10 protein-coding genes are annotated in these 14551 nt (G+C 58.8%); 3 read left to right on the plus strand and 7 right to left on the minus strand.

Annotated elements, in window-relative coordinates:
* Positions 1–125: 125 nt before the first annotated feature.
* From CUJ89_RS02125 to CUJ89_RS02135, 4 genes are all read right to left on the minus strand, one after another.
* Positions 126–878 (minus strand): H-NS family nucleoid-associated regulatory protein, encoded by a 753-nt coding sequence (locus CUJ89_RS02125; protein WP_114175830.1) that lies wholly within the window; start codon positions 876–878, stop codon positions 126–128.
* Positions 854–1117: a hypothetical protein gene (locus CUJ89_RS37570; protein ID WP_152036574.1), complete on the minus strand. Its 264-nt coding sequence runs from the start codon at positions 1115–1117 to the stop codon at positions 854–856. Before CUJ89_RS37570 ends, CUJ89_RS02125 begins: the two co-directional genes overlap by 25 nt.
* Positions 1118–1277: 160 nt before the next feature.
* On the minus strand, positions 1278–3773 hold the full coding sequence (locus CUJ89_RS02130) for a DEAD/DEAH box helicase (RefSeq protein ID WP_114175832.1): 2496 nt from the start codon (positions 3771–3773) through the stop codon (positions 1278–1280).
* A complete protein-coding gene (locus tag CUJ89_RS02135; protein ID WP_236654911.1) occupies positions 3770–5452 on the minus strand; it encodes a site-specific DNA-methyltransferase in 1683 nt (560 codons plus the stop codon). The genes CUJ89_RS02130 and CUJ89_RS02135 overlap by 4 nt, the downstream gene beginning before the upstream one ends.
* A gap of 663 nt (positions 5453–6115) precedes the next feature.
* Here CUJ89_RS02135 and CUJ89_RS02145 point away from each other — a divergent pair.
* Positions 6116–7603: an ATP-dependent nuclease gene (locus CUJ89_RS02145; protein WP_161556522.1), complete on the plus strand. Its 1488-nt coding sequence runs from the start codon at positions 6116–6118 to the stop codon at positions 7601–7603.
* Between the two features lie 715 nt (positions 7604–8318).
* Here CUJ89_RS02145 and CUJ89_RS02150 read toward each other — a convergent pair.
* Positions 8319–8546 (minus strand): hypothetical protein, encoded by a 228-nt coding sequence (locus tag CUJ89_RS02150; RefSeq protein WP_114175840.1) that lies wholly within the window; start codon positions 8544–8546, stop codon positions 8319–8321.
* A gap of 229 nt (positions 8547–8775) precedes the next feature.
* Complete coding sequence (locus CUJ89_RS37575; RefSeq protein ID WP_152036575.1) at positions 8776–9345, minus strand: hypothetical protein; 570 nt, start codon at positions 9343–9345, stop codon at positions 8776–8778.
* A 542-nt stretch (positions 9346–9887) separates the two neighbouring features.
* Here CUJ89_RS37575 and CUJ89_RS02160 point away from each other — a divergent pair.
* Positions 9888–10091, plus strand: coding sequence for a hypothetical protein (locus CUJ89_RS02160; protein WP_114178459.1), 204 nt, complete (start codon positions 9888–9890; stop codon positions 10089–10091).
* 59 nt (positions 10092–10150) lie between these two features.
* Here the strand turns inward: CUJ89_RS02160 and CUJ89_RS02165 are convergent, their stop codons facing one another.
* Entirely contained in the window at positions 10151–10951 is an 801-nt protein-coding gene (locus CUJ89_RS02165; protein WP_114175844.1) for a transporter substrate-binding domain-containing protein, read from the minus strand.
* Positions 10952–11321: 370 nt separating this feature from the next.
* Here CUJ89_RS02165 and tssI point away from each other — a divergent pair, with 370 nt between their 5' ends.
* Positions 11322–14501, plus strand: a complete 3180-nt coding sequence (gene tssI / locus CUJ89_RS02170; RefSeq protein ID WP_114175846.1) for a type VI secretion system Vgr family protein — start codon at positions 11322–11324, stop codon at positions 14499–14501.
* The last annotated feature ends 50 nt before the right edge of the window (positions 14502–14551 follow it).

The following is a 14551-nucleotide window of genomic DNA, read 5'->3' on the forward strand; positions in this document are numbered from 1 at the left end:
AGCACAGTATCGGTTGCTTCTTCCTGCCGGTCGACCGGGTATATTTCCGGGAAGTCGAAAGCGAATAAACCGAGGCAAATGCCGGGCAGAGAGGAATGTCATCCGGCGCCCGGACTGCAACCAACTCAGGTCTGGACAGGCATGCTCGCGACTTGAGTCGTTCCTTCGACCACACCAGCATCGACAGCACCCGCAGAGTCTGCGGAACTCTTCGGCACACGTGCTTTTCGGGCAACGGGCGCCTTTGCGGCTGCACTCCCATTCGGAGCAATTTTTCGAGCCACCGCCTTCTTGGCAACTGTCTTCTTCGTTGCTGCCACCTTCTTCGCGGCGGTTTTCTTAGCCGCGGGCTTGACCGGCTTTGCCTTCGGCGCGGTAGCCATTTCGTTCTCGTCGGCAATCAAAAACTTCGACCGGTCTTTCACACTCGCGAGCCAAGCCGGCGCGCGGCCGCGACCACTCCATGTAGCCCCCGACTTGGGGTCACGATAAAGCGCCGGTTGCGGGGCCTTCACTTGGTTTCCTGCCTTCGCCACCTTTGCCGGCGCCTTAGCAGTCGCCGCGGCGCTCGACGAAGCTCCGTCAACGAGGAACTTGGCGCGGTCCTTTGCGTTCGCAATCCAAGCCGGTGTGCGGCCGCGACCCGACCACGTCTCGCCAGTCTTCGGGTTCTGGTACTTCGGTTCAGCAACCACTGCCGGCTTCGCCGCATTCTTGGCGCGCTTGCGACCATAAATCTGGTCTTCGGTGATACCGTACTCAGCGACGAGCTCGCGAACCTGCGCAATGACTGCTTCAAGCTCTGCCATGCGCGCTGCTTCAGTGCGCTCCTGGAGCGCGTCGAGCTGCGCCTTCAGTGCCTTATAGTTTCCGGCCATTTATAAATTCTCCCGTTTTTAAGAAAAATTTGCATATCTGAGCAATCTAATTGTTGCTCGACCGAAGTATATCCTCGGCTCGTACCGGACAAGAGCGGAGTTTGTTGCCCGCAGTCAATACTCTGAGAGAGTTGGACGACCTTATGCCGCTGCAAATCTCGCAGCGCGAGGATGATGGTGTCTTTCCAGAGTCGGGTGAACATGCCGCTGCCTTTGAGACCTTTGTTCTTTTGCTCCATGTGTCGTCTCTCTCGTCTGCAGAAACTTTGGCCCGCAGAAATCAAAGGGGCGCGCTCCGGCGCCGACAAAAAAACACAGGTCGCGGTTGTGTACCCGTTACTTCGCTGGAACGTGTGCCACTGTTTCGCCTGCCCCGACTCTAGGGGCAGGCGCAATCGATTACGAATACCTCAACCTGTGAGTCTCAAATGGTCCGTCATCAACCAGGCGGTCGTCAACCAATCGCCAAAGACGGAATCCGCCGTCGCGTCCTTCCTTTCCGACCATGAAGACACGGCCGTAGGTAATGTGGTGTGCGGCTGCCTTAGCCCTGTCGTACTGCTGAAGTTGCGGTCCCTTTAGTTCCAGCAAAGCAATTCCGCCTCCTTCGGAGCGACCAGCTATTCTAATTACGAAGTCAGGAAAGAAACCGACGCCGCCGGACCATTGATATAAGCTGACTGACTCTGGTCTATGGACAGGGTTGCGATGCCACCATACGACCTCCTTCGCCGAGTCGATGTGCTCCGCGAATTCGCGTTCCTGAGGTGACAGGCTGTCCGGGAAAACACCATAGATGTTGCGCTTCGCCGGCAGCAAAGGGCTGGGGCTTTCTATCGCAGATGGAAGTTTCACGATTGTCGCTTCGACATTTTCGGCGCGTACGCGCTTGTACGCTTGACGAATCAAGCTTTCATTACGTACAAGCACCAACTCCAGTTGTCGAGTAAGTTGCTCCTCCGTGTCCGGCAATTCGTGCCCCTCTTCCTGCAGCGCGCTTTTGAACCGCTCCTTCAGCGCAAGCAGCAGTTCCCGTCGGTCGAGTTCATCAAACTCGAATGCGATTTGGCGCGCGCGGTCTGCAATTGCGGCCGGAGACACGTTGGCCCAAACATCGTGGTCTTCCGGAGACGTTTTGGAAAACACGTCTTCGACCCGTTCAGTCACGCGGGACCGAACTTTATATCGGTCGCCTAGCACCTTACTGAAATCGATATGTGCGACGAGACGCTCTTCCACGTCGTCCGGAGCAGCTGGTAACTTCTCCGCCACCAGAGTCGACGGCATGCCTTCCTTGAGCGAATATCGCTGGCCACCCGATTGCGCTTCTAACTCGAACGCGCGCGTTAGAGGAGACGCTTCCGCAAAGCCGTGCACGAGTTTTTGCGATACATCGGGGCCTTCCGGATTCAACGTCTCAAACAACGCGGCTTGAATTGCCGTCGGTGCGGACAAAGGCACGTCATCGACGCCCTCATCTTCAGGAGGTTCTAGGCCTTCGGGCGTGACGCTGCTCTCGTCATGCAAGAGCGACAGTGATTCACCCGGATGAACTACTTGTACGGTCGCACTGCCAGCAAGAACCGTGACGACAGTCGATGGATTTGCCGAAGCGAGTTGCTGAGGCATCTGATTGATTCTCGCCGCAGCGCCGACTAACCCTTCCTGAGCTTCACTATTCGCAAGAAACACATAACCGTAGTTTAGGACGGCGGGAACGGACTCGAGCTTTCCTTGCAGCAGTCTGTGCACACGCATAATGCGTCCCACAACTTGGATGCCGAAATCGGTGTCGCGATTTCCACGTAACGCTGCCAGCGTAAAGGCGCGAGGCGCATCAAAGCCGGTCGCTATCGCCATCTTGAAGATGATAACTTCGACCTGAGGGTCGTCAGCCAGTGCCGCCAGACTGGGGTCTGGCTCGTCGGCTGTATGCACGCGAACCGCTTCCTCAGAAAATTTCAGAGGTCCAGTTAGGTATTCCCGCGCCTTTTGTAGAGCTTGTCCGCCGTTGGGTACCTGAACAAGCATGAGGGGTGTCAGTGCTATCCCGATGTTGGCCAATGTCTCCTTGATTCGTCGGTGCATCGTTGCGCATTCCGACATCGCGACTTCTTCGAAGGCCAGCAACTGCGCATCGTCATGATTCTTAGCGATGAAACGTGCCGCTTTGACGCTCCGTTTCAGTAATTGAGCATCAACACCTTCCTTGCGAGTGATGGATGCCCATTCGGAAGGACCGCCGATGCGGTAACCCGTTTGCTGAGAGAATTTCTCCGCGTCCGCATCACGCGGCGTTGCGGTCATCATTAGCACGAAGTCGGGTTGGACTACATTCGCAAAAAATTTACTGGCTTCCGACGCCCGAACAAATCCGTGATGAGCTTCGTCGACAACGACGCCGATTCGAAAATTTTCGTGACGAGCCTGCACAAGAAGGTCGTCGATGGCTAGCCCGGCCTCACCACTCTGTCGCGCCAGACGAGAATCCTTGCTTCGAGCGGCCACCGTTTGCCACGTCAGTACAAAAGTGGCGCCGGGCAACAGATTCTCCGCGCGCCGGCCTGATTCGATATCAAGTTGGGTAAGATTCGGTGCTTGGCTGGTCAACGCAGTCTTAGCTTGGTCGATGACACCAGCGAAAGGAGCAAACCAAATCCACAAGACTCTTTCTTCGGCTGAGAATCGGCTGAGCAGTTCGCAAGCAATGAGCGTTTTGCCAATCCCGGTCGGGGCTTGAAGCAATACGCACGCGTCCGCACGACGAAGCCTGTTCAGCTCGACCTCAGATGCATCTTTGCCGAGCGCATCGTAGCGAGACTTCAATGCGCGGAACCTGCTAAGCAACGCCTCAATATGTTGCTTCTGAAACGACATTGGGCTGATTCGGCTCATTCCGACACCTCTAGTTCTTCTCTGAGTTCGGTTACACGTGCGTTTCCTTGCTTGAAAATTCGTCGCAAGTCGCCAGGTATGGCCACGATACTTATCTGGTCGGCAAGGTCACCCAAAGCGCTTACCACAGCTTGCGGAGCCCACGTCAACACGACAACCTTTCCGTCGAAGCCCTTTAATTGGACGACGAGTCTGTCCAACGTTGAGTGACGGGTGTTCGCACAATATGCGATTAGATGGTTGCCATTCACCGAGGTGGCCAATGGTAAATCCAGTGCAGTGACTGGATGGTCGCATGCCATTAGGGCGAAATTCCATACCATCTCATCGGTCAGGTGCTCTTCCAGTCGATGCATGGCGACCGGCTTCGCGCGTAGGTATGCGAATTCTCCACCGAGGCCCGGCACTGCGCCATTGCGCGTAGACCGATAGCCTTCAATCACATCACGAACTCGTTTTGCACACACGTCGCGGCAAAGATTCTTGTCCGGGTCTTCGTCGGTTGCTTCTCGGCTCGAGACGAGAACGAATCGCCGTGCGCCCCCGTCTTCTTTATTCATCTTCAGCACAGCTTGCGCTGTGGTGCCCGAGCCGGCAAAAAAGTCGAGGATTACTGCGTCTTTCTCTGGGGCGCCAATTTGCAACACGCGCTCCATGAGTCGCACGGGTTTGGGAGTGTCGAAGGCCGTTTGTGTCCCAAAGATTGCTTGAATCTCCTTCCGCGCCTCGTCTGTATGGCCGACCTCCTCGTGTGGCCACCACGTCCATGGGACCGCGCCCTCAACCTCGGAGAGATACCGGATGATGCTCGGCTGTGCGTTGCCGTCCTTTCCCCAGTAGACTCGCCCCTGCTCCTTAAGCTTCAGAAATTCAGGCTCAATCATAGACCAGCACCGACCCTCAGGAGGGGTATGTACCTTCCCGGTAGGGCCCGTAATTGCGTACATTTGGTTTGGTCGAAATCCTTGCGCAGTCATCGGGATGCCGCGCCAACGTTTAGTCGGGTCCGTCTCGTTCGGATTTTCAGGGTTCTTATAGACCTTCGCCTGAACCTCTGTGAGAGGAATGCGTCCTCGACGCTGCTTAAATTTATCCGGATTGGGCGCGTAGACGAGAAGATACTCGTGTGCGTCGCCTATGGCCTCTCGGTTTTCACGAGAATAGCGCTTTTGCCAAATACAGTTGGCGACAAACCGCCTCTCTCCAAACACTTGGTTCATGAGCAACCCAAGATTGAAGAGCTCGTTATCATCGATGGAAATAAATATTGCTCCATCTTCTCGCAGCAACGACTTCGCAAGCGCAAGTCGCTGGTACATAAACTCGAGCCATGTTGAATGGCGGTATCTATTCGTGGTGTCGAAATAGTGGTCGTTATAGACGAAATCGCGCCGGCCCGTGTTATACGGTACGTCGATGTAGATGAGATGGAACGCGCCCGCGTGCGTCGTCGCAAGGTGTCGGAGCGCATCGTAATTGTCACCTTCTATGATGAGGTTACGATGAGGTTCTGCTCCACACGAAAGGGATGCGTCGAATTCTAAACCAACAAAGTCTCGGTTCAGCGCCTTGTCGGCTTCGATGTCAGTGCGCTCCCAATGCAAGCCGTATCGTGCTTGAGCGTCGCGGCGCTTCAAAATGGCAATGAGCGCCTGTTTGGTAAGGTTCTCGTACTCCAAGCTCAAATTTTCCTTGTCTCGGAGACATGTAAGGTCCGAGTCGGCTCTACGTCGACGTCGATGCCTCTGCTCCTGCAATAATCAAAGACCAGCTTCTCAATCATGTTGGTCTGGGAGCGTCGCTCAGCCAGCGCCGCTAGCTCTAAGCCGCGCTTGAACGCTGGCGTCACTCGAAAGCTGACCGGTATTCGTTTGCTGTCTTGCACGGCTACTCCTCGGTCAAAGGTGTGTATAGTATGACGCATTACACCGCTGGCGCGCTAGCGGTGCGACTCGGTCGGCGAGTGCGAGCAAGTCACCAGTCTCGTACTCGGATGTCTTTAGGGCGAGAAATCCTAAACGCCATGCGAGCTTGTTATGCTGTGAACCGCCGCCTGAACCTCAGACGAGCTACGGTGGTCGCCGGCACGGGGCCGTAGATGCAAGAAAACAATGGGAAGCTCAGGGGCCGCGACTATCGTTTCCGGGTTGTTGATGTGCATCCAAAAATAGTCGAGATATGGCGCGAACTCGATTCACCAGAATCTGCGGGGAAGTATGAGTTACAAGTACTCAAGATTGGATGTAAGGAACCGGGAATGGTTTACTACCGACAACTCTAGGCAAAGTCTAATAAGAATAGTGCTGCGAGAAGGGAGTATTCGTAGCCTCAAACCATGCGCGGTGGAATTTCGATATCCACTCACTGCTGTTTCCGGGAAAAATGGTTCTGGGAAGTCGACTATGCTTGCAATGGCGGCATGTGCTTTCCATAACTTAAAATCCAGCCTGCCTGGCTTCCCAGGGAGGAAGCATGATTACTATACATTTTCGGATTTTTTTGTTCAATCAATCGACGAACTGACGCCAGAGGGTGTCACAATTGCGTATTCCATTCGTCATGATAAATGGAAGGAGGCTACTCATTTGCCAGGCGGAATTGGATTGGGGCGCCAAGTCCGGCAAAAAAAGAAAGGCGGAAAATGGACGGAGTATAATCGTCGCGTCCATCGAGAGGTAATGTTTTTTGGCATTAACCGCGTGGTCCCCCATTCGGAGCGCAGCGGTGCAGTGGGGCATCGGGCGACGTTTCGAGTCATTGAGCGCGGTGGATGGGAGGATGAGGTAAGGGCAGCCGTCGGGAAAATCCTCGGGGTTTCCTACGACGATTTTCAATTGAAGCGCGCCTTGAAGCATCGTCTGCCGGTGGTTCGGCGTCGGATGGGGACGTATTCCGGTTTCAATATGGGGGCAGGTGAGAATGCGCTCTTTGACCTGTTGTCCTATTTATATGCTTGTCCGGGAAGTCCGCTTGTCCTCATCGACGAATTGGAGCTTGGTTTGCACGAGCAAGCACAAAAGCGCCTCATTGAACACTTAAAGCAGCTTTGCTTTGATAGAAAGATGCAAATTATTTGCACAACGCATTCGCCAACAATTCTTGATGCTTTGCCGCCAGAGGGCAGATTATACGTCGAGAGCAATGAGAATCAGACGGTCGTCATTCCGGCTATCTCAGCTCTTTTCGCAGCCGGAAAATTGAGTGGCGTGAATGGCCTCGAGCTGGACATTTTTGTCGAGGATGACGTAGCTGCAGCATTGGTGACGGCAGCGCTACCGGTGTCGGCGCGAAAGCGCGTGACGATACGTCCCATCGGCTCGGCAGGTGCCGTGGTGCGTCAAATGGCAGCGCGCTACAAAGAAGGGCGGACATCAAACGTACTGGCAATTCTGGACGGAGACCAATCCAAGCGCTTGGCGGCGCACGCAAAGGTATTTGCGAATGCGCTGGAGGCAGTCACAGATGTTGATACGGCTAAGGAATGGTTCGAAAGCAGCCTCTTTTTCCTTCCCGGGGATACGTGGCCTGAGCGATGGATGGTCGAACAACTACTAACTGACGTCGGGCTGAGTACCATTTGTAGTGAGTTCGGCACTGATATCCATACGACTCGGGAAGAGTTGGAGTCGTCTCTGCGTGCAGAGAAGCATGGCGAGCTCTTCTGCCTAGCAGATAGCTTCGCGCTGGACGAGAACAGTTGTCGAGATGCTTGCGCGCGTCTGGTGGCTCGTGTTTATGGAGCCGAGTTGTCGGCCACGATGGCTGGGGTATTTGCCCACCTCGGCCATAGCACCGTCGAACCTGCCGCGCGACTGGGCGCAGGCACGTAGTGGGCAGTTGCGTGACGACGCGGCGATTGACGTGGTTTCCATCTGGGTGCCCGAAGTTTAAAACAATTGCGCTATAATGTGAGATTGTGCCGCGTTAGCTCAGTTGGTAGAGCAACCGCCTTGAAGATACGAGTGCCTCATCGGAAACGATGGGAGTAGAACCCCTCAAACTCGGGGAAAGCTAAGGCCCGTCAGGGCTATGCCAATCCCGAGCCAAGCTTGCCGTCGGCAAGAAGGTGTAGAGACTAGACGGGGGGAGCCTAAAGCGTCAGCCATGGCTAAGGGATAGTCCAGACCACAAACATTTGGCGGCGAAAGCCGTAGTGGTAAGGTAAGCGGTAGGTCGTCTGTTCGAGTCAGACACGCGGCACCAAGTTTTACGCGGCAAACGCAACACCTGCATGAACGCAAGGCAACACCGCAGCGGGAGAACCTTTGATGGACAGGGGTTCGAAGCGCAACACCCTTTGGGTGCACATTCTGATTTGTAATCATCAGGTGGCGGGTTCGAGTCCTGCAGCCGGCACCATATTGAACGAAGGGCTAGGAGATTATGTCTCCTAGCCCTTTGTCATTTGTGGCGTGGCGGCCGTGTACCCGGAAGACTACTTTGCGGCCTCGAGGCGTACCACGACACGGTTCCTCCCGGGCAGTGCGGATACACGCAATCGGTTGACCTTGGGTGATATCGGAACGCAACTCGCGACGCAGTCAATCAGCCCGTCAGCGACATCCCCGGCAGTTCGTACTGGTATCCGATTTGCCGGAAGGGTTCCTTCACACGCCCCCTGACAAGAGGGTCTCCGTAATCCGGCCTGATGGAAATCTGTCTGTTGACGTGATTGATCGAGAGGTACACGTGCCCGCCGGGTTCGAATCCGAACAGCTCAGAGTGCGCATCGATCACGTCCATCCACGGCAAGCAAGGTCGATTGGTCTCCATGACCGGATCGGGTGAGCTTCGAAGTGGCAACCGAAGAAGCACATTGATTCCGGCAGGATCTCTAACAATCTCTCCGGGAATTATCGAAGAGGAGAATCAAGGCTCGGTAGTCTTCAATATCGAACGCTTCACTCGCTCAGGGAGCAAATTGGCCATTCGGTATAGAAGTGTCGATAAAACGCCGCACTGGGCGGCGTGATGAATCAAGGGATGAACGGAGTCGCTATGCTTACGTCCCCACACCGATTCGCATCACATGCGCAGCGCGCAACGCATCGCCGAACATCTTCCCCATCGCCGTGCCGCATTTCTTCGCGAGACTGTCCGAATCGAGACACGTCTCCCCATCGGCGCGCGCCTTATAGATCGGCTTGATCGTGTAGCGGGTACCGGCAGGCTTGTCGCTGGTTGCCGGAACGGGCGCCGTCGTCACGTTCGATACCTCCATCTGCCACGTCGCGCTGATGGGTGTACCGTAACGCAGCATGTCGGACTCCGTGAACAGGCGGATCGTGTGACTCGGCCGCATGGCTCGCAGCGCCGACGGTACCGGATTCACGAACTTCATGATGTCCAGTTCGACGACTTTTGTCGGCACACCAGCCAGTGCCTCCTGGATGCCTTCGCCCAGGCCGGCGAGATACGCGCGACCTTCGCTGCGAATGCCGGCGCGTCGAACATTTTCCCGTCCACCACGATCAGGATCGCGTCCGCTTTTACTGGCGCGATGCCCGCGGTGTTCTCGCCGATGAGATTCGGGGTGGCGACGCAGCCGCTCACGAGCGCTGCAACCACGCATGTTGCGATTCCACTCAGTGTTTTCATTGGTTTCATGGCGGGTCTGTCGGGGAACGTCGTGTCGGCTCGATGTAATGCGACCAAGCGCAACGTGTTCGCGCGATTGTGTTGGATGCGGCGCGGTTTGCCAACGCGGCGTCCAATATCTGTCAGAACGTAATCCGCGTGCACTGGCCGCAAGCGAATGTCGTCACATCTGCCTGAGCATCCATGTATCCGCAAGAAAGTCAGGCAGTGTCTCGTGCGGTCCCTTATACGAATACGCAACAGCGCGATCGGCACATATGTCACGCGCCGTTGCGCCCCCGTTTTGCTGTCACGGACACGTCACGATATGTCCATAAGGTGGGAAGTTCCCCGTTGCGGCGGCATCGCCGGATCCGGGACGTGCGCAACCCGCTCGCGACGACGTGCCCGCGTCGCAGGCGGGGCAACCGGGATCTCGCTCCCGCCGCGGCAGCGGTCATGCATCGCGCCATTTCATTCGAAAACACGATCGACGCCGATTTGAACCGGATCGCGGACGATCAGGAGACACGGACCATGCTGAGCCCGCATGAATTCTCGATGCTGCTGCGCATTGCGCGCGCGCCGGACAGCGTCGATCAATCGAATCAGGCCTTCGCGGTGCTGGTCGAGAAGCGGCTGGTCGACGATACGCAGGTGCGCATGAACGCGGTGGCCGCGCGTCCCGCGTTGACGCCGATCGGCCAGATGCTGCTTGCGCGCTTCGACGAAGCGGCTTGAGGGAAAGCGTCACGCCTTCATCGAGGCGAAGGGCGTGACGCGTTGAAACGCCGGGCCGCTTACTGCGCGACCGGCACCGTCACGTCGCTGCCGAACCAGTGCATCGAGATCTTCTTCAGCGTGCCGTCCTTGCGCAGCGAATCCAGCGCGTCGTTGACCGCCTTCTCGAACTTCGGATTGCCCTTGCGGAACGGGATCGCCATTTCCTGCTTGCCGCCGTTCAGCACCGCGCCCGCGCGCAGTGGCAGGTTCGACGTCTTGATCATGTACGGCAGCATCAGGCGATCGTCGAGCGTCGCCTCGATCCGGCCCGCGGCGAGGTCGCGCAGTTTCTCCGGCGCGCCCGGATACGTCTGCACCTCGATGCCCGGCACGGTGCGCGCCATCTGGTCATAGTTGGTGCCGAGCGTCACGCCGAGCTTCTTGCCCTTGAAATCGTCGAGCGACTTGAAGTTGCGCGTGTCGTCCTTGCGCTGGATCAGTTGCGCGGCCGAGTACGTGTACGGCTGGCTGAAGTCGAGCACTTCCTTGCGCTGCGGCGTGATCGTGACCTGGTTGACGATCACGTCGAACTTGCCGGCCTGCAGGCCCGCGATGATGCCGCTCCATTCGGTCGGGATGAACTGCGTTTTCACGCCGAGCTTGCCGGCGACCGCGTTCGCGACGTCGACGTCGAAACCTTCGAGCTGGCCCGACGTGCCGCGCGAGTTGAACGGCGGATACGTGCCTTCGAGGCCGACGCGCAGCACGCCGGCCTTCTTCACCGAATCGAGCAGGTCGTCCGCGTGCGCGGCGACGGCCGTGAAGCCGAGGGCCGACGCGAGCAGCAGGCCCGACAGCAGGAACTTCGAACGTTTCATCGCAGATCTCCAGTGTTCAGTGTTCAGCGTTGTGTGGTGAGCGCCGGGCGGGCCCGGCGAGGCCGGAATGCGGGCACGTAGACACTACTCGCAACCGGGCCGCGCTGGTAGCCGAATTGGCCCTGATTGCAATTGATTTCGTCGGGCGGCGGGGCGGACGATTGCCGGTCGCGCCGGGATGGAGCGCCCGGTTGGCGGCGAGAAATCGGCCTGCCGATCCCGCACGGATATTTTCCGTTCGCACCCGAAATGCTCTTTTAAATCAGGTCATATTTCGGGTTCGTGCCGTAATTTGTCTGTAAAATCGCGCGAGCGGAATTCAATGCCGGCGCCATCCGAGGGCGCGTCAAAAGAAGAAAAGGCCGTTGTCATGAACATGCAGAACACTGTAGCCGCATTGCGCGGCGGGTTGCTTCAGCAGGACCGGTTGCTGAAGCTCGATACGCCGCTGGGGGCCAATGTCCTGACCGTGCAGCGCGCGGTCGGCCGGTCGCGCATCGGGCGGGCGTACGAATTCACGCTCGACGTGCTGTCGACCGATAGCGATCTGGAGCTTAAAAAGCTGATCGCGCAGCCCGTCACGTTGTGGATTCAGCAGGGCGATCGCAGCTATCGGCCGATCAACGGGTACGTGCATACCGCGCGCCGGCTGGGCGCCGACGGCGGGCTCACGACCTATCAGCTCACGCTCGCCGATTTCACCCATTTCCTGAAGTTCCGTCGCGATCAGCGGCTCTGGAATGACACGACCGTCGACCAGATCATCTCCGACGTGCTGAACAAGCATCCGCAGGCGCAGGGCCATTTCCGCTTCGCGCTGTCGAAGCCGCTGCCGAGCCGCTCGTACACGCGCCAGCACGACACCGACTGGCATTTCGTGCATCGGCTGATGGAGAACGAGGGGCTCTACTGCGCATGGCAGCAGGCCGACGATGGCAAATCGCACACGCTCGTCATCACCGACAACCTGCAGGCGTTCGCGCCGCTGTCGCCGGAGGCCGTGCGCTTCTATCACGGCGGCGCGGCAAGCGAGGCCGACGCGTTCACGCAATGGTCGGGCTCGCGCACGCTGCAGAGCGTGACCCGCACAACTCGGACGTTCGACTACAAGAATCCGTCGCAGCCGTCGAACCCGAAAGGCACGTCGCTGCCGACGATGGGCGGTCAGGGCGAGTTGCCCGACCAGCTCGAAGTCTACGAGTACACGGGTGCATACACGTATCTGGACCAGACGCGTGGTGACCACCTGACGAAGGTGAAGATGGAGGAATGGGAGTCGCAGGCAAAGCGCTTCCACGGTGCGGGTGGCGTGCGTGCCATCGATGCCGGCCGGCGCTTCACGCTGTCGGATCATCCCGAACACGATCGCGATCCCGCCGATCAACGAGAGTTCGCCGCGATCGACGTGGCGTGGTGGATCGAGAACAACCTGCCCGTCGCGAGCGACAGCGCGGACTTCCCGTACAGCCTGCGCGAGGCGTTGACGCAGGCACAGGAAGGTTACGGCGCAGATCCCGCGTTTCGTGTGCCGCACGACGACGGGTCGGCCGGCTTCTATCTCGTCGAAGTCGAGGCGCAACGCGTGAACGTGCCGTATCGCAGCCCGTTCGAGCATCACAAACCCGAGATGCATCTCGAGACGGCGATCGTCGTCGGGCCGCAAGGTGAAGAGGTCTATACGGATGACCTCAACCGGATTCGCGTGCAGTTCGTGTGGGACCGACTCAATCCCGGCAATGAGAATGCGTCGTGCTGGGTGCGCGTCGTGCAGTCGGATACCGGTGGCGGCTATGGCGGCGTGCACGTGCCGCGCATCGGCGAGGAAGTGCTGATCGACTATGTCGGCGGCGACTGCGACCGGCCGCTTGCGGTGGGGCGCGTGTACAACGGCGCAAACCAGCCGCAGTGGCATACCGACGGGATCCTGTCCGGGTATCGGTCGAAGGAGTATTCGGGCGGCGGCTACAACCAGCTCGTGATGGACGACGCGACCGGGCAGAACCGCGTGCAGCTGATGAGCAGCAGCGCGAACAGCCTGCTGCATCTCGGCTACATCATCGACCACAACGCCAATTCGCGCGGATCGTATCTCGGCAGCGGGTTCGACTTGCGTTCGGATGCGTACGGTGCGGTGCGGGCGAGCCAGGGCCTGTACGTCACCACGCATCCGAAGTCGGCGAACAGCCAGCCGCTCGATGTGAAAGAGGCGCAACAGCAGCTCGTGACGGGCGAGAGCCTTGTCGAAGCGCTGTCGGGCGTAAGCGAGCAGCATCAGGCGGAAAGCCTGAAGGACGCGCACGACACGATGCGCGCGTTCACCGATGCGACGCAGGACAGTGCATCGGGCAGCGCGTCCGGCGGACGCACGGCAGGCGGCGGGACCGGCAGCGCGAATGCATTCAAGGAACCCGTGATGCTGTTCGGTAGCCCGTCGGGGATCGGGATGTCGACGCAGCAGACGGTGCATGTGGTCGCGAACGATCACGTGAACGTCGCGAGCGGGCAAAGCGTCCATGTTGCGGCGGGCAAGTCGCTGATCGCGAGCATCGGGCAGAAGCTGAGCCTGTTCGTGCAGAACGCAGGGATGAAGCTGTTCGCGGGCAAGGGCAAGGTCGAGATCCAGGCGCAGTCGGACAACGTCGAGGTGACCGCGCAGAAGGCGGTGAAGATCGTGTCGGCGACGGACCGGATCGAGATCGCGGCCGATCAGGGGATTCTGCTGACGAGCGGCGGCGGGTATATCCGCATTCAAGGCGGGAACATCGAGATTCATACGCCGGGTGCGGTGGATGTGAAGGGCGCGTCGCATACGTTCGCGGGGCCGGCGAGCATGGGGTATCCGTTGCCGAGTCCGAGGCCGGATCAGCCGGGGCAGTTGGAGCTGTTTCACAAGTACGTGAACGGCGAGGCGGTCAAGGGCGGGTTGTTCACGGTGAAGGACGTGAACGGTGCGGTGCTGAAGAAGGGCGCGCTCGACAACAGCGGCTATACGGTCGTGAGCGGCTTGCCGCCCGGTGCGGTGCGCGTCGAGTTCGGGAAGGACCCGCGCGAGTCGGATCAGCCGGCGAACTATTTCAAGCAGGCGAAGTGGCCGGTGGAGCCGGTCACGCCCGCGCCCGAGGCCGCGCAAGCTGCGGCGACGGGGCAGCTTGCGAGCCAGTTGCAGGGGATGACGCCTGCTGCGTCGACCGCTGCGATGGGACTTGTGAGCGGCGGTGGCGCGGGCGCAGCGCTGGGCGGGTTGGCGAGTTCCGCGTTGCCGGCTGCGGCGAGTGCGCTCGGCGGGGCGGGTGTGGCGTCGGCGTTGCAGACGGCCTCGAGCCTGAGCGGTGCCGCGAAGCAGGTGGCCGGGATGGTGCAGGCTGCACGCCAGGGCGGGCTCGCGGCGCTGGCCGCGCCGGCTGCGAATGCGGCATCCGGGGCGCTGCAGAGTGCGTTGCCGGGTGTTGCCGGGATCGCCGGCAAGGGCGCGACGACTGTGGCATCGGCAGCCGGTGCGACCGGCATGAAGCTGCCGACGAGCGGGTTTGGCGGACCGCTGAAATCCTGAGAGGGCGGCGCATCAGCCGTCAAGAACAACTAAATCGCGACTTGAACGAA

The sequence above is a fragment of the Burkholderia pyrrocinia genome (genome assembly GCF_003330765.1).
In the GTDB taxonomy this organism is placed as follows: domain Bacteria; phylum Pseudomonadota; class Gammaproteobacteria; order Burkholderiales; family Burkholderiaceae; genus Burkholderia; species Burkholderia pyrrocinia_B.

Excerpts from the sequence above, each read along its gene's own strand:
- CUJ89_RS02165 (WP_114175844.1), bottom strand. The coding sequence starts at position 10,951 with ATGAAACGTTCGAAGTTCCTGCTGTCGGGCCTGCTGCTCGCGTCGGCC.
- CUJ89_RS02150 (WP_114175840.1), bottom strand. The coding sequence starts at position 8,546 with ATGGAGACCAATCGACCTTGCTTGCCGTGGATGGACGTGATCGATGCG.
- CUJ89_RS02160 (WP_114178459.1), top strand. The coding sequence starts at position 9,888 with ATGCTGAGCCCGCATGAATTCTCGATGCTGCTGCGCATTGCGCGCGCG.
- CUJ89_RS37575 (WP_152036575.1), bottom strand. The coding sequence starts at position 9,345 with ATGCGTGGTTGCAGCGCTCGTGAGCGGCTGCGTCGCCACCCCGAATCT.
- CUJ89_RS02130 (WP_114175832.1), bottom strand. The coding sequence starts at position 3,773 with ATGAGCCGAATCAGCCCAATGTCGTTTCAGAAGCAACATATTGAGGCG.
- CUJ89_RS02125 (WP_114175830.1), bottom strand. The coding sequence starts at position 878 with ATGGCCGGAAACTATAAGGCACTGAAGGCGCAGCTCGACGCGCTCCAG.
- CUJ89_RS37570 (WP_152036574.1), bottom strand. The coding sequence starts at position 1,117 with ATGGAGCAAAAGAACAAAGGTCTCAAAGGCAGCGGCATGTTCACCCGA.
- tssI (WP_114175846.1), top strand. The coding sequence starts at position 11,322 with ATGAACATGCAGAACACTGTAGCCGCATTGCGCGGCGGGTTGCTTCAG.